Source organism: Paraburkholderia sp. RAU6.4a, assembly GCF_050435625.1.
Classification (GTDB): Bacteria; Pseudomonadota; Gammaproteobacteria; order Burkholderiales; family Burkholderiaceae; genus Paraburkholderia; species Paraburkholderia tuberum.
On sequence record NZ_JBNDKQ010000002.1, the window covers coordinates 4182962 to 4202774 of the forward strand.

The window sequence follows — 19813 nt, forward strand, 5'->3', positions numbered from 1 at the left end:
ATGGAAGCATTTGGCCAACAGCTTCTCGCTGGAGTAGGCACAGGCAGCATCTATGCGATCGTGGCGCTCGCGCTCGCAGTGATCTACCAGGCGACCCATCACGTGAACTTCGCTCAGGGGGAAATGGCGATGTTCTCGACGTATCTCGCATGGGTATTGATCCAGGCTGGCATTCCGTACTGGGCCGCGTTCCTCGTGACTGTCGCCGTTTCCTTCGTCATGGGGGCGGTGTTGGAGCTGGTCGTGATTCGACCTCTTCGCGACGCCCCAGATCTGTCCATGGTGGTGGTATTCATCGGCCTGCTGGTGACTTTCCACGGCATGGCCGGTTGGCTCTTCGGCTATGACAGCCACGACTTCCCCAGTCCGTTTGCCAACCTGCCATGGGGATTTCCACAGCTGTTGTCGGCTCATCAGGCCGGCTCGATTGCGCTGACATTCTTTTTGGTCGCCTTGTTATTCGCCTTTTTTTACAGAACGAGCCTCGGATTGAAAATGCGCGCGGTTGCGCAAAATCGCGTTTCCTCTCAGTTGGTCGGCATTTCTGTCGGCAAGATGCTGATGCTAGGGTGGGGCCTCGCTGGAGCGATCGGCGCTGTATCGGGCTTATTGGTGGCGCCGATGGTTTTCCTGGACCCGTCCATGATGATGGGAGCGGTTCTCTATGCATTCGCCGGCGCCTTGTTGGGCGGGATCGGCAATCCTGCTGGCGCCGTTGTTGGAGGATTCCTGGTCGGAATTTCCGAAAATCTGTTGGGGACCTATGTGGTCGGCACCGATCTAAAGCTATCGATAGCGCTGTTGCTGATCGTGGTCGTTCTGATATTTGCGCCGGACGGCCTGTTTGGCCGCCGGGTCGTCACGAGGGTTTGATCATGAGCAATTTCCTCGATCGTGCATATACCGCACAGCGCGCTGTTGGCATTCCGTTCCGCCTTTGCTGGGCGGGATTGTTCGTGGTCGCAGCGGGCGTGCTCTTTGTCGGCAACGGGTATCAGCTTTTTCAAGCGACGATGCTGCTGGCGTATGCGGTCTCTCTACTCGGCCTAAACCTGCTGACCGGCTACAACGGGCAAATCTCCCTCGGACATGGAGCATTCTTTGGCATTGGTGCTTACACGGTTGCGATTCTCATGGATCGATTTGGTTTGCCCTACTGGCTCGTGGTGCCGCTGGCCGGAATCGTCTCGCTGGTCATTGGTTACGCATTTGCCTGGCCAGCCCTCAAGCTCGATGGAATCTACCTGGCGTTAGCCACTTTTGGCCTTGGCGTGGCGACTCCACAGCTTTTGAAGTGCCGCTTACTCGAACAATGGACAGGCGGTGTTCAAGGCATTGCAGTGATAAAGCCAGCGGTGCCATTGGGGTTGCCTTTGTCGCAGGATCAATGGCTGTTTCTGTATGCGGTTTTGATCTGCGCGATCGTGTTCTGGATGGCCAACAACCTTCTTCGGGGGGCTGCCGGTCGCTCCATGCGCGCGATCCGTGACCATGCGCTGGCGGCCGAGGCAACGGGTCTTAACATAACGAGCGTCAAAACGAAGACCTTTGCCTTGTCCGCCGCTTATACGGGCGTGGGTGGCGCCGTTTCAGCACTGGCCGTGCAGTTCGTGGCGCCCGATTCGTTCTCCCTGTTTCTGTCAATCACTCTCCTGGTCGGGATTGTCGTGGGCGGTGTCGGAACGCTGTGGGGCGCCGCTTTCGGCGCGGTCTTCATTATGGTGATACCTGCTTTTTCGGAGAGCGTTTCCAAGTCAGCCCCTTGGGTCGTGTATGGGGTGCTTCTGATTGTTTCAGTCTATGTTCTTCCTGGTGGCATCGCGGCCTTGGGCAATCGCTATCGCCTGATGAGGTCGCACCGCTAATGTCCGTGCGCCGAGCCAAAAGAAGACAAAGAGAAAGTGACATGAAGAAGATAAACGCAGCCGGTTTGGCAGCGTCGGCAATCCGCGGCGCATTCGCTCGATCCAATACGTCGCGATGCGGATTGATTCGTTGTGACTGTGAGGGCGGTGCGCGATGATGTCGACGGATAACACACCACAGAGCGGTCTGCCCGGCGCTCTCTTTGACCTGGCCGGCAGGAAAGTTGTCGTGACCGGTGCTGCATCCGGCTTGGGCCGTATGTTTGCCGAAGCGCTTTCCCAATCTGGCGCAGCGGTGGCTTGGGTCGATCGCGAGGCGGAGGCGCTCGCGGCCTGCGAGGCCGTAGGCGTCTGCGATTGCCGCGTTGTCGCTGATCTTGGCGACGAAGCGGGCGTTTCACAGATGGCAGAAAAAGTCCTTGCCTGGTGTGGCGGAAAGCTAGACGTGCTGATCAACAACGCTGGCATCGCAACTCGGCCCGGGCGTTTGCTGGACGTCCAGGCGAAGGACTGGGATCGTGTCTTCGCGATCAACTTGCGCGGCGCCTTCCTGGTTACGCAGGCACTGCTGCCGGCATTGATTCAGAGCGGGCGCGGTTCAGTGGTGAACATCAGTTCTTATCTCGGCACCGTCGGTGTCTACCCAGGCTTCCCAGTCACCGCGATTCCCTATGCGGCATCGAAAGCCGGACTGATTGGCTTCACGCGGCAGCTCGCAATCGAGTATGCGGCCGAGCAAGTGCGGTCGAACGCGATCGCGCCGGGCTGGCATAGTGGCACGCGCCTTGGACGTGAGCGCGACACGACGGGCGGCGCCGCGGCCGTCGCGCAGATGGACGCCTTTGTCGAGCGGGAGGTGCCGCTCGGCTATAGAGGTAGGCCGGCTGACCTCGTGGGCCTCGTCATCTACCTTGCGAGCGATGCCTCGAGCTATGTCACGGGTCAAGTGTTTGTTCATGATGGCGGCATAACCGCCCGCTAACTCAGTGAGGTGAGCCGCTGGCGCAGCCGGAGACTCGCCCTGGTTTGACCTATACGATGGTCATTGCAAACGCGTGGTTGGCTCTTGCTGCACGCAGCGATGGCCTGTTCCGTTGTCGGCACGTCGAAGCGCCCATCATTGCGTTCCCGCTGATCGGCGTCATCGGCTCAGTGCACCGCTTAGCTCCCGCGATTGAGTTCTCGGTTCAGCGCGGTCATTTCGTCGGTGCTCGGGAAAGCGGGGTACGCGCTGAGTCGATCCATGAGCGCTTGGAGGTTCTGCGGCGCACGGGCCTTGTCCGCTGCCGCCAGCGCTTTGCGCAGGTCATGCGCTGTCAGGGAGGTGCAATAGGCCGGCGTGCCCGGCTGCTGACGCCAGGAGTCGGCAAGGCTTCCCGCATCGACCGGCTCGAACCCGGTTTCGTCCACCAGCGTCTGCGCGATCGCCTTGGCGGCCGCGTCATCGCCAGCAACCGGTACGGCAATGCGATCGGCTGCGCCGCGCGCTTTCCCCCCGTCCGCAAGCACGCCAGCCAGAATGGCGTTAAACGTCTTCACTACCGGGCGGCCGAACTGGGCGCTAGACCAGACGCTCTCGGGCTTGCCGTCATCGACTTCGGCGATATTGCCGTCGCGCACGGGATAGTAATTCGAGGTGTCGATGACGACGACGTCCGCCGGCACATCGGCGAACAGGCCGGCGAGCTCCGGGTTGTTCTTGAAAGGAATGGAAACGACGACGACGTCGACGTTCTTGACTGCTTCGTCCGGGGTGACCGGTTCCGCGCCCACCTTTTGCGCCAATTGGCGTAGTTCGTCGGGGGTGCGGGTTGAGGCCAGCTTGATGCTGTGCCCGTTCGCGGAAAATTTTTGCGCGAGCGTTGCGCCGATGTTGCCTGCGCCGATGATGCCTATTTTCATGTTCGTCTCTTCCTAAGTGTCGCGAGTGTCGGCTGCAAGCCAACGAGGGTGAAGTTGATTGCAGCCGAAGCGAGGCTGTGTACGTTACGTCAGACGGCCCGACGAGAGCCGATGATCGCCTTGGTCTCCAGGTATTCGCCGAAGGCAACCTCGCCCCATTCGCGTCCGTTGCCCGATTGCTTGTACCCACCAAACGGCGCAGCAAAGTCCATGTCGGCATAGTTCAGTGTGACTTGGCCGGCGCGCAGCCTGCGCGCAACGCGCTCGGCCTGGCCCGGTTCGCCCTGGACGTAAGCCGCCAGCCCAAAAACCGTGTCGTTGGCGATTGCGATGGCGTCGGCTTCATCGGCATAACCGATGATTGCGAGAACCGGACCGAAGATCTCCTGCTGTGCGATCGCCATATCGTTCTTCACATTGGCGAAGACGGTCGAGCGAACATAGAAGCCCGTTTCCAGTCCCTCGGGTCGGCCAGGACCGCCGGTGACGAGCGTCGCGCCTTCATCGATGCCGGACTGGATCAGGCGCTGGATCTTGTTCCACTGCGCCTCAGATACGACCGGTCCCATCTTCGCGCTGCTAGCCGGATGCCCCACGGTCCATTGCTCGGCTGCGGCCCTGGCAAGCTCGGAGGCCTCCGCCATCCGCTCGGCGGGAACCAACATCCGTGTGGGCGCACCGCAGGATTGACCGCTATTGATCATGACGCCCGCGACGCCCGCCGCAACAGCAGACGCCAGATCGGCGCTGGGCAGGAGGATGTTGGGCGACTTGCCGCCCAGTTCCTGATGCACGCGCTTCACCGTCTGGGCTGCGTTGCGCGCCACCTGGATGCCGGCTGGCGTGGATCCGGTGAACGAGACGAGATCGACATCGGGATGTGCGGTCAGGGCATTGCCCACGCCTGCTCCGTCGCCTTGCACCAGGTTGAACACGCCGGCAGGCGTCTTAGCCTCATGCATGATCTCGGCGAAGATCGTCGCCGAATACGGCGAGATTTCCGACGGCTTCACGACCATCGTGCAACTGGTCGCCAGCGCCGCGGCGACCTTGCAGGCGATCTGGTTGAGCGGCCAGTTCCAAGGGGTGATGAGCGCACAGACCCCGATCGGCTCACGCACGATGTGTGCAGTGCCGTGGGGGCCCTCGAAGCTATAGCCCGCGAGCGCAGTCCGACCGATCTGAAGGTGGCCGAGGCCGACGGGCACCTGATACTGCTCGGCAAGCCAAAGCGGCGCGCCCATCTCCTCCGAAACCGCGTGGGCCAGGTCTCCGGCACGCCGCTGGTAGGCGGCGATGATACGGTCGAAGAGCGCAAGACGGTCCTCGACCGAAGTCAGCGAGAAGGTCTCGAACGCAGCGCGAGCTGCGGCGACCGCTCGGTCGACGTCGCGGGCGTCGCCGATCGCGACTTGGCCGGAGACAGATTCATCCGCGGGGTTGATGACATCGATCACGGTGTCGCCGGCAGGCTCTACCCACGATCCGTTGATATAGAACTGAAGATTGTTGCGCATATCTGGACTCTCCATCGCCGTCAAAGGAGGCCAAGGTATATGTCGTAGACCTAGACGTCAATTAGGCACCTGGAGTAGCGCTGGTAGGCTTGAGGATACCGGGTGCCGTGGGCCAACCCGTTCGGCGGTAGTGTCCCGGTCGCCCTCACAGGTCCTGGTCGACAAGGGCCCGCAGGCGCGCGTCAAGCAAACTGCCGATGTTCTAATCCTTCCGCCAACGCGCTTCCACCCGCCGCCGCGTCGAACGCCTGACGTGCGGCCTCGACCTCGGAAAACTTGACGAGCGTCCACTCATGCAGTGCCCGCAATGGCGGCTGCAACGTACGCCCAAGAGGCGTGATCTGATACTGCACCGCCACCGGAGACAGCGAAACGACTGTCCTCGAGATCAGGCCGTTGCGCTCGAGCCGGCGAAGACTTTGAGTGAGCGCCTTCTGCGTGACGCCTTGGAGGCGCCGCCGGATGGCGTTGAAACGCTGCGGCCCGTCATCCAGCACGACCAGAACCATCATCGACCACTTGTCCGCGATCTGGTCGAAGAGTGCGCGGCTGGGACAGTCAGACGAAAAGCATTTCAGTTCGGGAACGGGCATGGTGGTTTCCTTCGATACACCTGGGCGACTTCAGGTGCCTAATTGACGGCAGGTATCAAACATATACCATGATGCCTTTGTTTGCAACGGAGCCTCTTCAATGTCTCACCCCGATACCAGCACCCTGTTTCGTCCCTTCTCAATCCGCTCGCTCAACCTGAAGAACCGGATCGTCATGGCCCCGATGACGCGGCTCTTTGCCCCCGAGGGCGTGCCTGGCGACGCGAACGTCATCTATTACCGGCGCCGCGCGGAAGGGCGCGTGGGGCTTATTCTGTCCGAAGGGACGGTCATTGACCGTCCTGCATCACGCAACGACGGCGGCATTCCGTTGTTTTATGGCGAGGCCGCGCTAGCCGGTTGGAAAGATGTGATCGATGCCGTCCACGGCGCAGGCGGACGCATGGCGCCGCAGATCTGGCACACCGGTTCCACCCGTTACATCAACAACTGGGAGCCCGATGCGCCGGTCGAGAGCCCATCCGGGCTAGTGGCGCCTAGCGACCCTCGCGGCGTGGCTATGACCGAAGAGGACATCGCGGATACGGTTGCCGCCTTCGCCAAGGCGGCAAGAGACGCCAAAGCGCTCGGCTTCGACGCGGCAGAGATCCATGGCGCCCATGGCTATCTGATCGACCAGTTTTTTTGGTCGGGGACCAACCAGCGGACCGATCGCTATGGTGGGCCGACGATCAAGGAGCGGTCCCGCTTCGCAAGTGAGATTGTCTCTGCCGTGCGAGACGCCGTCGGTCCGGATTTCCCGATCATCATGCGGTTCAGTCAGTGGAAGCAGCAGGATTTGAGCGTGCGCGTCGCCGAGACCCCGGCGATCATGGAGGACTGGCTACTGCCGCTGGTTGAAGCCGGCGTCGATCTCTTGCACTGCTCGCAGCGACGCTTCTGGGAACCCGAGTTTCCTGAGATCGATGGCGAAAATGGGCTAAATTTTGCCGGCTGGGCCAAGAAGGTGACGGGTGCCGCGACGATCAGCGTCGGATCGGTCGGGCTTGAAAAGGATTTCGCCACCTCTTTTGCCGGCGAGGGATCGAGTCCTGCGAGCCTGGACCGTCTCGTCGAGCGAATGGAACGCGACGAATTCGATCTGATCGCCGTTGGCAGAGCCATTCTCAACGACCCAAGCTGGGTCAAAAAGGTCGAACACGGCGAATACGGCGCGCTGAAAGGGTTCGACGCAGCGGCGCTCGCCGAATTGGTCTGATGGTGAGTTCGAGGACGGGGAACATTCTTGGAACCCGTCCTCGTCGTGATTCGGACTTCATACTTTCCTATGGATGAAGGAAATGCTCAACCTTTTAGACTACACGGATAAAGTTGTGCTGATCACCGGCGGCGCTACCGGGATCGGACAAGCGACCGCGAAAGCGTTCGCCGGCCAAGGCGCGAAGGTCGTGATCGGAGACGTCAACGAGGGCGCGACGGAAACCGTCGCGCAGATCAAGCGGGCTGGCGGCGAGGCCTTGTTCGTGCGGACCGACGTAAGCGATCCTGCTTCGGTCGAAGCCCTCGTCAAGGCCACGGTCGATACCTACGGCCGCCTCGACTGCGCGTTCAACAACGCCGGCATCCTGCCGACAGCCTCCCCACTCGCCGAAATGTCGGTCGCGGACTTCGACAAGGTCATCTCGATCGACTTGCGCGGCGTGTTTCTCTGCCTCAAGTATCAGATCTCGCACATGCTGACGGCGGGGGGCGGCTCGATCGTCAACACGGCCTCAGTGGCCGGGCTGATCGCCGGCCGGAACACGTCTTCCTACGTCGCCGCCAAGCATGGCGTGATCGGTCTTACAAAGGCAGCCGCGCTCGACTATGCCACTCAGGGCATCCGCGTGAATGCCATCGCTCCTGGCCTGGTCGCCACTGCCATGACCAAGGGTTGGTTGGAAGACGCTGAGTTCAGTCAAAGATTGTTGCAGACCATCCCGCTCGCCCGCCCAGCGGAGCCTGAGGAAATGTCTGGCATGGTGCTTTTCCTCAGCTCGTCCCAAGCGTCGTTCATCACGGGGCAGACCTTCACCGTCGATGGCGGGCAAGTCCCCCGCTGATCGCGGTGCCGCCCGTTATCCAGAATCATGGATCGAGACAACGTGCTTGGAGAGCGGGGCGGCCAGTTGACTTGGGAGCACTGTTCGATCGGCTAGACGTGAATAGGAGTGTGTCCGGTGCGGCCCGGGCGCTCCTCATCGTCGGCGGCGCAGGTGGCGTCGGCTCGATCGCCGTCCAACTTGCACGCGTCCTGACCGATATCACCGTCATCGCCACCGCCTCGCGGCCCGAGACGATCGAGTGGGTTCGGTCGCTCGGCGCACATCTTGTCGTCGATCATTCGGCATCGCCGGCTAGGGGGCGAGGCGCTGTCGCTCAATGCGCCACCGGCTCTCGTGTTCTGCACGACGAACACCTATGCGCACCTCGCCGACATCGTGGAATGGATCGCGCCGCAGGGCCGCTTTGCGCTGATCGACGCCCCAGCGGTGCTGGACGTCAATCCCCTCATGCCCAAAAGCGTCTCGACGCATCGGAGTTCGTGTTCATGCGGTCGCTGTTCGGAACGGCCGATATCGGCGCGCAGGGGCAGCTTCCCGCTTTCTCCGGCGTCAATCGATCCAGGTCACCACTTCATCGAGTGGAGCACGTCCCGTCCTGAAATTGTTCGCTGCGTGAGCGGTGTCTTCGTACCCGAAAGAGATGCCAACCACCACATGTCGATCGTCGGAAATACCCAGATGGGAACGTATGAACCGTGGATACGAGGCCAAGGCTGCTTGCGGCGCAGAGGCTACTCCAAGATCCTGTGCCGCAAGGATGAAGTTCGCCAGGTAGGCGCCGGCGTCGACGGCACCGTACGTGCCGAGACAACGGTGGGTCGTGATGATCGCCACGTGTGGAGCGCCAAAAAAACGGAAGTTCTCCAGCGTTTGACGCGCCGAACCTTCGCGATCGCCCTTTTTGACGCCCACGCTTTCATAGAGCCGCCAGCCGCATTCCCGACGGCGATCTTTCAAGACACCTTCATAGGACTGCGGAAATTCGAAGTCGGGCGCAATCGGTTCGTTTTTCTGAGCGAAGCGGGTGTACGCCTCTCGGAATGTATCGGCGGCGTCACCCGAAACGATGGTCACCTGCCAGGGCTGCACGTTGCCCCACGAAGGTGTTCGCTGCGCGGCCTCCAGGATGGACTCGATGGTGCTGCGCGCGACGGGAGTCGGCAGAAAGGCTCTGCAGGTGTGTCGACGAGAAATCAAATCGTTTAGTGTGTTCGGCGGACGGGTCATGACGCTGAAGAATGGTTGTTTAAAGTAAATCAGAATTTACACGCAAATCTTGGCTACTGCAACGGGGCAACGGCGCCAATGTGGTAGGGTTTTTCACGGTAATTCAAGATTTACTTTTAAGGATGGATGATGAGACAATTCGCTGTGGAAGCGGACAGGCTTGCGGCAAACCACCTTTTCGGCTTCGGATGTGCGGCGGGGCTTCGGCCATGAAGCCGGGTTCGCCTGTTCGACTGAATCTTCAGTTTTTACGATCATGGAGCGCCATTTATGATGTCGACGGCAGCGCTGCGCAGAGCGGCGAGCATTTGTCCAAAAGGGCTGGCCATTTCCAGTGGTGACGAACGGCGCACCTGGCCCGAGCTGTTGGGACGAGTCTCAGCGCTGGCTGGCGCCCTGCAATCTGCGGGGCTCGAGCGCGGTGATCGGGTAGCCACGCTGGCGAGGAATTCGCCTCGCTATTTTGAACTCCTGATGGCGATCTGGTGGGCGGGCGGAGTGATTGTTCCCCTCAACACGCGTTTGGCCTTCGAGGAGCTTCGCCACATCGTGGAGCACTCCGATTCCGTGCTGCTGTTCAGCGACGAGTCGTTCGAGGAGTTCGGAGCGCGGATGGCTGAGGTTCTGCCGTCTCTAAAGGAATTCATCCGCTTCGACGAGGCGCGGTATGCGGCGATGCTCGAGCACCCGCGTGTTGAGGATGCTTGCGGTGACCTCAATTCGCTAGCCGGGATCTGCTACACAGGGGGGACGACCGGACTGCCCAAGGGAGTGGAGTTGACGCACCTGAACTTCAGCTTCGCCGCGATGAGCCTGCATCGCGAACTCGGGTACAACCAGGACACGGTCTATCTCCATTCGACGCCGATGTTCCATTTGGGAGACCTTGCAAATGGGCTGGCTGTGACGCTTGGCGGCGGCACGCACAGCTTCATAGCGCAATTCAAGCCGGAGGTTTTCTATCGGCGCCTGCGCGACGATGGTGTCACGCACGTTCAGCTCGTCCCAACGATGGTTGCGATGGTCCTGGACGGGCCCGAGCGCGATGACGAGCTTCTATCGCGAATTCGCTCGATCCAGTACGGTGCTGCTCCGATATCGCAGGCGTTGCTTGCTCGAATGCTGCAGGCCTTTCCCAATGCGCGGATCAACCAGTTCTATGGAATGACCGAGGCATGCGGAGGCATTTGTAGCTTGCCCCCCGACCGGCATGTCTTGAGCGGCCCCAAGGCGGGAAAGCTGAAATCGGCAGGGCAGGCGTTGCCCGGCTTTGAGATCCGTATTGCAAACGATCAATCTCGCCCATGCAAACCGGGGGAAGCGGGCGAGATCCTGCTGCGCGGCCCGGCTATCATGCGCGGTTATTGGAAGGCGCCCGAGAAGACCGCCCAGACGCTCGTTGACGGTTGGCTCTATTCCGGTGATGCGGGCTATCTAGACGAGGACGGTTTTCTGTACATCGTCGATCGGATAAAGGACATGATCATCAGTGGTGGCGAGAACATCTATTGCGCCGAAGTCGAGAACGCGTTGGCTTCGCACCCTTCGGTAGACGCCTGCGCAGTCTTGGGTCTGCCCGATGAGCGCTGGGGAGATCGGGTGCATGCCGCGGTTGTTCCGAAACCTGGCGCGAGTTTGAGCATCTCAGAACTGGACGCACATTGCCGGGCGCAGATTGCCGGCTACAAGGTTCCACGCAGCTACGACATCCGCAGCGAGCCGTTACCACTTTCAAGTATCGGCAAAGTTCAAAAGAACCAACTGCGGGAAGCGTGGCTTGCCGCTGAAAAGAGCAGAGCCGGTTAGCCGGAAAACCGCATCGGACGGAATTTCTCCCACCGAAGTTGCTTGTCCTCAGACCTTGGTTGGCTGCGGCGTATGACGCATTGCTGATCGACTCCTTCATCTTGAAATAGTAGGACCACCGGGGGTTGAATCCGCCTGCGCCATGACGTCCGCGGCCTTCGCGGCGGCAAAGCCATCGATGTCGCGCGCATGGCGCGCTGCTTGATCGCCTCTCGCTTTGGTCTGCACGCATGGCCGCGACTCTCCCGCGGTGAAGGGGCGGCATGGTCGGCTAACCAAGCGCCAGTTCGACGAAGCTACCATCACTTCAAATAAGGGTTTCCGATAAATGAATCTAGATTTACTTTTTGTGCGCCATGCATTGTAATACGTTTCATGGGCCGCGCTGGACCCATCACCGTGCACAGAAATCGGAGGATTTCAGGACAGATGTTTAGGCACCGCGTGGGGAGGGCTGCTCGAAGATATCACCGCGCGCGGGCTGCATCGAACGCCCGATGCTCCTGAGGTGCGATCGCAGCGCGCTACTGCTTTGTCAACCTGAATCGGAAGACCCCGGAATGAATGCATCAAATCAACAAAAGTCGCTTGATGTCGTCATCGTCGGGGCCGGCTTCGCCGGCCTCTACCAGTTGCACCGCGCCCGCAAGGCGGGCCTGACTGCCCGCGTGATCGAGGCCGGCGAGGACGTCGGCGGCACCTGGTACTGGAACCGCTACCCTGGCGCGCGGTGCGACGTAGAAAGCCTCGACTACTCATTTTCCTTCGACCAGGAGCTCGAACAGGAATGGACCTGGAGCGAGCGCTACGCGACGCAGCCGGAAATTTTGCGTTACATCCACCACGTCGCCGAGCGATTCGACCTGCGGCGGGACATCCAGTTTCGCACGCGTGTGACGCGGGCAGTATTTGACGAACGGGCAAAGCGATGGACCCTGGAGACAGACGCGGGTGAGTCATTCGACGCGCAGTTCTGTGTTATGGCCACTGGATGCCTTTCGATCGCGCAAGCCCCGAATTTCAAGGGCCTGCACAGCTTCGCCGGCACCTGGTATCACAGCGCCGATTGGCCGAAACAGGGCGTGGATTTCGCTGGCAAGCGGGTAGGGGTGATAGGCACGGGTTCTAGCGGTGTGCAGATGATTCCGTTGATCGCGGAGCAGGCCGACCATTTGACAGTCTTCCAGCGCACCGCCAACTTCAGCGTGCCGTCGCAGAACGAGCCGCTCGACGATGAGGCCGTCCGCCATGCCAAGGCCCACTACCGTGAGCGGCGGGCTCGCGCGAGAGAAGCCAACAACGGCCTGTATCTGGAGGCAGTCGACAAATCGGCCCTCGAGGTTTCAGAAGAGGAGCGGCTGCGCGAGTTCGAGTTCCGCTGGCGCGGTGCCGGTGGTGGATTCCGGATGCTCCGCGCATTCAATGACCTGCTGGTCAATGAAAAAGCCAACGAGTATGTCTCCGACTTCGTGCGCTCCAAGATCCGTGCGATCGTGCGCGACCCGAATGTGGCCGAGCTGCTTTGCCCCAAGAAGGAGCTGCGCTTCGGCACGAAGCGCCTTTGTGTGGACTCCGGCTACTACGAAACATTCAACCGCCCCAACGTGACGCTGATCGACGTGAAGGCTGCGCCGATCGAGGAAGTGACCCCGCGTGGGCTGCGCACGAGCGCCCAAGTGTATGAGCTGGACATCCTCGTGTTCGCGACCGGTTTCGACGCCATGACGGGTGCGCTGCGTGCCATCGACATCCGCGGAGTCGGAGGCGTGACGCTGGGGGAAAGGTGGCAGCACGGTCCACGCACCTACCTGGGCGTATCGTGCGCGGGCTTTCCGAACATGTTCATCATCGCGGGGCCCGGCAGCCCATCGGTGCTCAGCAACGTCGTGCACTCCATCGAAGAGCACGTCGATTGGGTCACTCGGCTCATTCAGCACGCGCGTGAGACCAAAAGGGCCTACGTCGCTTGCGACCTCGAGGCGGAGAACGAGTGGGTTCACCACGTCAACGAGGTGGCCGATCGCACCCTCTACCCACGCGGCAATTCGTGGTACGTCGGCGCCAATATCCCCGGCAAGCCTCGAATCTTCATGCCCTACGTGGGCGGGGTACCGGCTTACCGCAAGATTCTGAACGAGGTGGCCGATGCCGGATACCGCGGGTTCGTGCTCTCCTGAAACACGGATAAAAGGAAGTCCTGAATGAAAACGCTTGTCCTGGGCGGTACTGGCTTCATAGGGATGCATGTCGCGCGCGAGCTTGCCGCGAGGGGCGAAGAGATTGTGATTGCAGGTGCCAGAGCTGAACGCTCGCCTGCGGAACTCAGGGAGTTTTTCGGAGAGGCCCCGCAGCAGGAACGAATTGATTTGACCGTCAGCTATGACGTCTTCGATGCGATTGCCCGTATCAAGCCCGATAAGGTATTCGACGCGTCGGGGTATGCCCCAAAATCGATGTCGCCGGCGCGTGAAGTCCATTTACGAACGGCTTGTGCGCTCAATGTGATCGAAGCCTGTCGAATCATGAATGTCGGACAGCTGACAATCACGAGTTCCAGCGACATCTACTGGGGCCTGGACTCAAAATACTATCCGTATAGCGAGGCCGGCCCGATCGCCATCACTGAACAGAAGGACCATCACTACATTCAGGCTGGGCCCAAGAAATTGCTCGAGGCGATCGCCGCCATCTTTCAGCGCCAGACGGACCTCGACATCCGAATCGTGAGAATCGACGGCACATACGGGCCGCTCTACAACAAGATGATCAACGTCGTCGCGCGGATGGTTCACGCCGCCGTGCGCGGCGTCCCCATGGATCTGACCTCGGACAAAGGGCGCTTGCCATGCGCGGACATGGCTTGGGACTTCAACTATGTCAAGGACCATGCATACGGCATGGCGCTGGTCCATCAGGCGATTGCCCCGGAGCACAAGGTCTACAACGTGGGCAGTGGCAAAACCACGCGGCTGGACGAATTCGCTGATGCAGTCAACGCGCTGTTCCCAGGCGCGATACCGCCGTTGCCGCTGCACCCTCATGGGCCTTCGAGCGACCAACGCTATCTGGACATAACGCGCGTGCGTGCGCTCGGCTATGAACCACGATGGTCGGTTGCGACCGGCGTTGCTGATTATGTGCAATGGCTGCAATCCCACGACGTCTGATTTTCGTGCTTGAGAGCAGCGCAAGGCGATGAGGTCAGTGGGCCGCCGGCCCACGCGGTGGCGGCCACCGGAGTTTCGGTGGCCGAGTAATCCGCGCCGCGCATGAGGACCTCACGTTCCCGCGGCAGGCCGAGTTTCTCGAGCCCGCCACTTTCGATGGCCTGCCCATCCTGCCGGCAGTTGACCGCACTGAGCACTCCATCACGCGGCTGGCTTTCCCGACGTACGAGTCAAAGCACCGCACCTCCAAAAGTGAACAGTAAATTCTACGGTGTTCGTCCCCGCCGTTACCCGCCAGTCCTGGCTAGACGCTCTCGGCATGGCCGAAAGGGCGTGCATGGTTTCGATGCCGGCGAAAGTGAATCTGAATTACAATTACGCGTCCCGGGGACGTCAGCGGAAACTCCCGATCCATGCGGCTCAGGCGGCGCTTTGACACGCACTCGGGCGTTGAATCTGGGGGGGCGGGCGCCCCGGCGTGACCTGGATTCCTCGAGACTGAGTGATGTCGAAAAGCCGTTGAACAGCGGGAAGCCGCAATTGACGAATATTCCGGCCAAGTGCCGGTCAGACTAATGGACGATTGTTCTCGTTATGGACGAACTCATCGAGCCGGCGACCCGGCGGACACCGAAGGGCAATACGACGCGAGAAGCGATCAAGCTTGCGGCGAAGCGCGCGTTGGCAGTAGATGGGTTTTCGAACGCGAAAATCGCCGACATCATGGCGAGCGTCAACCGCTCACCGGGTGCCTTCTACAAATACTATCCAAGCAAGGAAGCACTGCTGCACGAGCTGCTTGACGAATTTCGCACGCGCCTCAAGGCAGAAGTAAACCGCCCCTTGAACACGCGTGGGGACCCGCTTGAACACCTGAAAGAGCGGTTAGGTGCGTTCTGGAAGATCTATCGCGATGACTGGCCTGTGGCAACTGCAGCATTTCAGATGTCGATGGCGGATCGCGAGTTCGCTCGTGCGTGGCATGGTGTGAGGCAACAGGGCATACGAGGCATGTCGAGCGTGATCAAGCTCCTCCAAAAGGAAGGCTATTGCGCCGGGCTCGATAGCGAACTGATTGCTTCGGCACTGTGTTCGATGCTCGAATACACCGGCTACAACTGGACTGCGCGCGCCGGTGACTTCCCAGACCGGCTGATTGACGACGGGGCCGCTATTGAGGTACTGACTCGACTGGTCCTGAACGGTGTGAGAGGCGGCGCCGCTGAGACAACAGCCGCGTCTCCCGCAGACAAGGAACCCGGCCGCGATCCGGTACGGCGTCGTGCAAAATCGGAGCGCCGCTGAGCCGGCGAATCTTATGTAGTGGTTGAGGCCTCGAAATGCATGGGGGGCCGGAGGCCACGCGCGAAGTCGCGTTCAGCGCATGCACGTTTCGGGGACCGGCTGCGCCACCCAGTTGGTGATCCTCTGCTGTCGGCTCGAGAACTCGCGCACCAATTGTCTGGGCGTGCGCCCAGTCTTCACGAACTCCACATCTCCGCCTGGATATCCGTCGCACGAGGCTTTCGATGCTTGCCCGTGCCGACACAGAGTCCGTCTTTCGTGGCTCAACTCAACTTCGACTGACGCCTATCGTTGCGCTTCGTGTATTGCGACGGGCTGCGGTGTCTAACGGTTCACCCCCCGATTCTTCGCGTCTGCGCAGCACAAACTCGCAGGTCGTTACTGGCAGCACAGTTCGGGTAAACCAAAAGTGAATTGCAATTTACTTATGGGCGCCGATAGGCTCTAATGGCTACCAATGGGCCGGACTTCCAAACGCCCGCTGCGGTGGCACAGCAAGGTCTCGCTCTTGACCCTCAGCGACTTGCCGAAGAATGCATGGCGTTCTTGCCAGGGAGGGCTAGGAACTGCGCCGCAAGGTGGGCGGTTACGCCCACGCCAAACAATTGAGGCGATGACGAATTGCGCGGAAGCCGGCACGCGCGAACCGCACTGAACGGCAGATGTCGCGCCGGATGGCCATAGACCGCAGGGGGCGTCATCGGCTCGTTCAGAACACGGCGGAATGTGAATCCGTCGGCATAGAGACGGTAGTCAGTCTTACTAAATAAATGGAATGGAGACAGACGCGTGAAATCTAAATTGGCCAATCTTCTTGTTGCGTCGGGCCTACTGAGCTTCGCCGGGCTGGCGAGTGCCCAGAGCAGCGTGACCCTCTACGGCTTGATCTCGACGGGCATCGCCTATGCGAATAATCAGAAAGGCGCCTCTTCATGGTACGTGGCAAACGGCCCGATGCAGGCGCCACGCTTCGGACTGAAGGGAACCGAGGACCTCGGCGGCGGGCTGCATGCCATCTTCACGCTGGAGAACGGCTTCAGTATCACCAATGGATCGCTTGGGCAGGGCGGGCGCATGTTCGGGCGGCAGGCGTTCGTCGGCTTGTCGTCCGATAGGATCGGCACGCTCACGATCGGGAGGCAATACGACCTCGGCGCCGCAACCCTCTATGGCTACGAGTCGGCATGCCAGTTCGCCGCTTACGGCACTCATATCGGCGACAACGACAACGTGTTCGACACGTTCCGCATCAACAACGCTGTCCAGTTCAAGAGTCTCGACTATCGCGGGTTGCAAGTCGCCGCGCTGTATGGCTTCTCGAACAAGGCTGACGGGTTCTCGGACAACAGCAGCTACAGCGCCGGCGTGTCGTACCACAACGGCGGGCTGTCGCTCGGCGCGGCCTATAACCAGGTCACAAAGCCGAACGATCCGAATAACACCGGCGGCGCCGTTTCCGGCGACTACGGCTTCACTTCGCCGTTCATCACTAATCCGGCGACCGGCGCAGGCGTCGCCAAACAGTGGATGTTCGGCGCAGGCGGGGCCTATAAGTTCGGCGCGGCAAGCGCGTCCGTGCTCTATACGAAGTCGCGCTTCGACTACCTCGATACGTCCAGGCTAGACCTGAACAACTTCGAGGTCTCGCTGGTGGACTATGTGTTACCCGACTTGCTCGCCGGCGCGGCCTACATCTACACATCAGGCAGCTATCACCCACAACCTGTCGACCCGAAATGGCACCAGATCAATGTCGGGATCGATTATTTCCTGAGCAAGCGGACCGACCTCTTTCTCGTCGGCACCTACCAGCGCGCGGCCGGCGATGCAAAGTTCGCACAGATCTATTCGCTGTCGCCTTCCAGCACGAAAACGCAAGTGTTCGGGGTGGTGGGGATGCGGACGAAATTCTGAGGCGAGGGCCCCCGGCTTGCATCGTGGCGATTGCACGAGACAGCTCATAGCTCTTCGGGCAACGCCTTCGCCTCTCGCAAGTCGGTGGAGTCGAAGCCTTCCGCGAAAGCGCCATAGGTTCCAGCGAGCCGCTGGCGGGCCGCCTCACTCTTGCCTTGTGCTTGCCACAGGCGCAGGAGGTTCAACGTGGCGCGCAGCTCGAGCGACTTCGCGGCTTGATGGCCGGCGACTGCGATCGCGTGTTGAAAGCACGCTTGCGCTAATAACGCCCCCCGTTTTGTCAACCATAGCGAGCGCCTCCGTCAGCGCGCTTGGCCCGGCCTGCGTTTGTCCGCCATGTCCGTAGGCGGTGGACCGCTGCTCAGGCTCATGAACATCGTCTGCCGCTTCTCACTAGAAACGGGCGCGACAGTATTTGCCGCGCATTTCGCGGAAACATCGGCGGGCACGGTAAAGCGGGTTGGCAGAGGATTCGAATGGAGTTATGGGGAGGCCGATCCAGCGATCCGTGACGGGTGAATGCAGCGGATATCCACCATGGCCGATTTGCGGCCACGACCTCATGTGAGCGCATGATCGTTTGACCTTGAAACCGGCCATCGCTGCCAGACGGAGTGAAGCCTACGCAGGTCCGCGGAGTTGTCACCCATTGCAAGACTGGAGTAAGTGAATAAATCTTCCCCTCAAGGACCGAGCCCTGCATCGCGTACTTTTTTTGGCCATCCTGGCAATGCGAAGCTTGGTGGCGCGTCCGGTTTCTCGTCGTCTGGCTGCGGAACTGATCCGCACCAGTCACTCATCGGGATCAAGGTGAACCTCCGCTTTCCGGTATTCACCCCTGGCTCAGTCGAGCTCCAGAGAATCGTCGGTGCCGGGCCAATGTCCAGAGGGATACATGTCAATTCCATGGTCGCCCGCATGGCGGTACCAGACAGCTATCGGCTCATGACCTGGGCGTCTCGGTGTTCGCAGCAGCGGGATGGCCGGGGACTGGGCACAATCAACTCAATGGTTTCGGACCAACGACTCTACCGGGCTCTCAGTCTCCCGCCAAACCTGGCTAAAGCATCGCGTTACCTCGAATGGTTGGTCATCACGCATCATGTAATAAGTCGCACGCCGCAGCTTCGATGAACGCCCAGGCGAGATCCAGGCGATCCAGTAACTCGATTTCCGTTTTCGTGAATACCGCTTCGGGCGTGGCCTGTGGAACTGCGCGGCTGATCATCGTGAGCCAGAAGATGCGCCAGCTCAGGATGCAGAGGACGGAGTCTGCGAAGTCGAGTGCGTCTTCGCGCCGGAGGAGACATGTTTAACGCTTATGGCTGCACTTTGCATACCGGCAATGTGCGATCCGCGCTCCTTACCGCATCTAATCTCTTCCTTTATGGTGGATAATATGGCATTCCACGCTCCGATCACGCCATGGTGTGACCCGAGCTTTCTCTGTCCATTTTTTTACTTATGTCAGATCTTAAAGTTGTCCGCGAAACCAAAACCCTTCGTGAACTGACGCTGGACAAGCTGCGCGACGCAATTGTGCAGGGGTATTTCCAGCCGGGCGCACGCCTCGTCGAACGCACGCTGTGCGACGAGTTGGGGGTGAGCCGCACGATTGTGCGCGAAGTATTGCGGCACCTCGAGACCGAGGGGCTGGTGGATGTTATCGCGCGCCAAGGGCCGGTCGTCGCGCAACTGAATGCCGGCCAGGTTAGCGAAATATACGAACTGCGCGGGCTACTGGAGGCGAATGCCGCACGCGCGTGTGCCGAGCAGTCCACACCCGAACTCGTGAGGCGACTGCGGGAGATCCGCAAACAGATCGAAGCAGCGTTCCAGGTCAAAGACTTGCCAGCGGTGCTCGCCTACACGGAACACTTCTACGAGGCGTTGTTCGAGGGCGCGCAACGGACCGTCTCCCTGGCCGTGGTCAAGACGCTCAATGCGCGGATCAATCGATTGCGCGCACTCACGATAGCCACGCCGGGACGCAGCCAGGAGTCGAATCGCGAGATGAACATGATGCTTGATGCCATCGAACGGCGCGACGGCGATGCCGCGTCTTCCGCCTCGATCGCGCATATCAGGCGCACGGCGGAGCTTGCGCTTGCGGCGCTTGCTCAACGAAGCGAAGGGGCGGCCGAAGCTTGACGCGAACGGCCTGACGATTCTCTACCGCTTGTCTGCGCCGCGGTTCCGCGGCGCGCTCCGCGCGCTCCTTCCGAGCGCCAGACCACTCCCACTCCACTCCCCATAACGCGCCGTTCGCTCGCGGCGTTGTCTTCGCTCGACCCGGCCGCGAGGCGCTCCTGGTTTTTCAGCGCGAGGCTCCGACCGGCAACCGCGTGCCGTCAGCAACGTCCATGCCAGCCAGTTCTCCGTTCGAAATTATGGTATTCCATAATATTTTGACGCGAAAAGTTTGCTGTAGTATGGCATACCATAATCTTG

Annotated in this window: 17 protein-coding genes; 11 read left to right on the forward strand and 6 right to left on the reverse strand. The window is 60.5% G+C overall.

Annotated elements, in window-relative coordinates:
- The 3 genes from OKW40_RS24090 (at window position 1) to OKW40_RS24100 (ending at window position 2847) form a co-directional block, all read left to right on the forward strand.
- Window positions 1–873 carry a branched-chain amino acid ABC transporter permease gene (locus OKW40_RS24090; protein WP_429357110.1) on the forward strand — a complete coding sequence of 291 codons (873 nt, stop codon included), beginning with the start codon at window positions 1–3 and terminating at the stop codon, window positions 871–873.
- A 2-nt stretch (window positions 874–875) separates the two neighbouring features.
- Window positions 876–1865, forward strand: a complete 990-nt coding sequence (locus OKW40_RS24095) for a branched-chain amino acid ABC transporter permease (protein ID WP_429491853.1) — start codon at window positions 876–878, stop codon at window positions 1863–1865.
- A 154-nt stretch (window positions 1866–2019) separates the two neighbouring features.
- Entirely contained in the window at window positions 2020–2847 is an 828-nt protein-coding gene (locus OKW40_RS24100) for an SDR family NAD(P)-dependent oxidoreductase (RefSeq protein WP_429491855.1), read from the forward strand.
- A gap of 179 nt (window positions 2848–3026) precedes the next feature.
- On the opposite strand, the gene OKW40_RS24105 is transcribed toward OKW40_RS24100, so the two are convergent.
- The 3 genes from OKW40_RS24105 to OKW40_RS24115 form a co-directional block, all read right to left on the reverse strand.
- Window positions 3027–3767 carry an NADPH-dependent F420 reductase gene (locus OKW40_RS24105; protein ID WP_429491857.1) on the reverse strand — a complete coding sequence of 247 codons (741 nt, stop codon included), beginning with the start codon at window positions 3765–3767 and terminating at the stop codon, window positions 3027–3029.
- Between the two features lie 89 nt (window positions 3768–3856).
- Complete coding sequence (locus OKW40_RS24110) at window positions 3857–5284, reverse strand: aldehyde dehydrogenase family protein (RefSeq protein WP_429491859.1); 1428 nt, start codon at window positions 5282–5284, stop codon at window positions 3857–3859.
- Window positions 5285–5466: 182 nt separating this feature from the next.
- On the reverse strand, window positions 5467–5877 hold the full coding sequence (locus OKW40_RS24115) for a winged helix-turn-helix transcriptional regulator (RefSeq protein ID WP_429491861.1): 411 nt from the start codon (window positions 5875–5877) through the stop codon (window positions 5467–5469).
- 100 nt (window positions 5878–5977) lie between these two features.
- Between OKW40_RS24115 and OKW40_RS24120 the strand changes: the two genes are divergently transcribed.
- Both OKW40_RS24120 and OKW40_RS24125 read left to right on the forward strand, forming a co-directional pair.
- Window positions 5978–7096 (forward strand): NADH:flavin oxidoreductase, encoded by a 1119-nt coding sequence (locus OKW40_RS24120; protein WP_429491863.1) that lies wholly within the window; start codon window positions 5978–5980, stop codon window positions 7094–7096.
- Between the two features lie 82 nt (window positions 7097–7178).
- Entirely contained in the window at window positions 7179–7940 is a 762-nt protein-coding gene (locus tag OKW40_RS24125; protein WP_429491865.1) for an SDR family NAD(P)-dependent oxidoreductase, read from the forward strand.
- Window positions 7941–8032: 92 nt separating this feature from the next.
- On the opposite strand, the gene OKW40_RS24130 is transcribed toward OKW40_RS24125, so the two are convergent.
- Entirely contained in the window at window positions 8033–8221 is a 189-nt protein-coding gene (locus OKW40_RS24130) for a hypothetical protein (protein ID WP_184063084.1), read from the reverse strand.
- Window positions 8222–8492: 271 nt separating this feature from the next.
- Window positions 8493–9170 carry a nitroreductase gene (locus OKW40_RS24135; protein WP_184063082.1) on the reverse strand — a complete coding sequence of 226 codons (678 nt, stop codon included), beginning with the start codon at window positions 9168–9170 and terminating at the stop codon, window positions 8493–8495.
- A gap of 270 nt (window positions 9171–9440) precedes the next feature.
- Here OKW40_RS24135 and OKW40_RS24140 point away from each other — a divergent pair, with 270 nt between their 5' ends.
- From OKW40_RS24140 to OKW40_RS24160, 5 genes are all read left to right on the forward strand, one after another.
- A complete protein-coding gene (locus tag OKW40_RS24140; RefSeq protein WP_429491867.1) occupies window positions 9441–10976 on the forward strand; it encodes a class I adenylate-forming enzyme family protein in 1536 nt (511 codons plus the stop codon).
- A 560-nt stretch (window positions 10977–11536) separates the two neighbouring features.
- Window positions 11537–13153 (forward strand): flavin-containing monooxygenase, encoded by a 1617-nt coding sequence (locus OKW40_RS24145; RefSeq protein ID WP_429491869.1) that lies wholly within the window; start codon window positions 11537–11539, stop codon window positions 13151–13153.
- Between the two features lie 24 nt (window positions 13154–13177).
- Window positions 13178–14143, forward strand: a complete 966-nt coding sequence (locus OKW40_RS24150) for an NAD-dependent epimerase/dehydratase family protein (protein WP_429491871.1) — start codon at window positions 13178–13180, stop codon at window positions 14141–14143.
- A gap of 594 nt (window positions 14144–14737) precedes the next feature.
- On the forward strand, window positions 14738–15448 hold the full coding sequence (locus OKW40_RS24155; protein ID WP_184063074.1) for a TetR/AcrR family transcriptional regulator: 711 nt from the start codon (window positions 14738–14740) through the stop codon (window positions 15446–15448).
- Window positions 15449–16237: 789 nt separating this feature from the next.
- The gene (locus tag OKW40_RS24160) at window positions 16238–17362 is read left to right on the forward strand and encodes a porin (protein WP_429491873.1); all 1125 of its coding nucleotides are present in this window, start codon (window positions 16238–16240) and stop codon (window positions 17360–17362) included.
- A gap of 1093 nt (window positions 17363–18455) precedes the next feature.
- Here OKW40_RS24160 and OKW40_RS24165 read toward each other — a convergent pair.
- Window positions 18456–18590: a hypothetical protein gene (locus OKW40_RS24165; protein WP_429491875.1), complete on the reverse strand. Its 135-nt coding sequence runs from the start codon at window positions 18588–18590 to the stop codon at window positions 18456–18458.
- 236 nt (window positions 18591–18826) lie between these two features.
- Here OKW40_RS24165 and OKW40_RS24170 point away from each other — a divergent pair, with 236 nt between their 5' ends.
- Window positions 18827–19513, forward strand: a complete 687-nt coding sequence (locus OKW40_RS24170; RefSeq protein ID WP_102634254.1) for a GntR family transcriptional regulator — start codon at window positions 18827–18829, stop codon at window positions 19511–19513.
- Window positions 19514–19813 lie beyond the last annotated feature (300 nt).

Bases quoted from the DNA above. Each gene is read 5' to 3' on its own strand.
- OKW40_RS24090 (WP_429357110.1), top strand. From the start codon at position 1: ATGGAAGCATTTGGCCAACAGCTTCTCGCTGGAGTAGGCACAGGCAGC.
- OKW40_RS24165 (WP_429491875.1), bottom strand. From the start codon at position 18,590: ATGATCAGCCGCGCAGTTCCACAGGCCACGCCCGAAGCGGTATTCACG.
- OKW40_RS24110 (WP_429491859.1), bottom strand. From the start codon at position 5,284: ATGCGCAACAATCTTCAGTTCTATATCAACGGATCGTGGGTAGAGCCT.
- OKW40_RS24130 (WP_184063084.1), bottom strand. From the start codon at position 8,221: ATGATCGACGACAAGATGTGCGCCGAGCGACCGAACCCACTCGATCGT.
- OKW40_RS24125 (WP_429491865.1), top strand. From the start codon at position 7,179: ATGCTCAACCTTTTAGACTACACGGATAAAGTTGTGCTGATCACCGGC.
- OKW40_RS24095 (WP_429491853.1), top strand. From the start codon at position 876: ATGAGCAATTTCCTCGATCGTGCATATACCGCACAGCGCGCTGTTGGC.
- OKW40_RS24120 (WP_429491863.1), top strand. From the start codon at position 5,978: ATGTCTCACCCCGATACCAGCACCCTGTTTCGTCCCTTCTCAATCCGC.
- OKW40_RS24170 (WP_102634254.1), top strand. From the start codon at position 18,827: ATGTCAGATCTTAAAGTTGTCCGCGAAACCAAAACCCTTCGTGAACTG.
- OKW40_RS24115 (WP_429491861.1), bottom strand. From the start codon at position 5,877: ATGCCCGTTCCCGAACTGAAATGCTTTTCGTCTGACTGTCCCAGCCGC.
- OKW40_RS24100 (WP_429491855.1), top strand. From the start codon at position 2,020: ATGATGTCGACGGATAACACACCACAGAGCGGTCTGCCCGGCGCTCTC.
- OKW40_RS24135 (WP_184063082.1), bottom strand. From the start codon at position 9,170: ATGACCCGTCCGCCGAACACACTAAACGATTTGATTTCTCGTCGACAC.
- OKW40_RS24105 (WP_429491857.1), bottom strand. From the start codon at position 3,767: ATGAAAATAGGCATCATCGGCGCAGGCAACATCGGCGCAACGCTCGCG.
- OKW40_RS24140 (WP_429491867.1), top strand. From the start codon at position 9,441: ATGATGTCGACGGCAGCGCTGCGCAGAGCGGCGAGCATTTGTCCAAAA.
- OKW40_RS24155 (WP_184063074.1), top strand. From the start codon at position 14,738: ATGGACGAACTCATCGAGCCGGCGACCCGGCGGACACCGAAGGGCAAT.
- OKW40_RS24150 (WP_429491871.1), top strand. From the start codon at position 13,178: ATGAAAACGCTTGTCCTGGGCGGTACTGGCTTCATAGGGATGCATGTC.
- OKW40_RS24145 (WP_429491869.1), top strand. From the start codon at position 11,537: ATGAATGCATCAAATCAACAAAAGTCGCTTGATGTCGTCATCGTCGGG.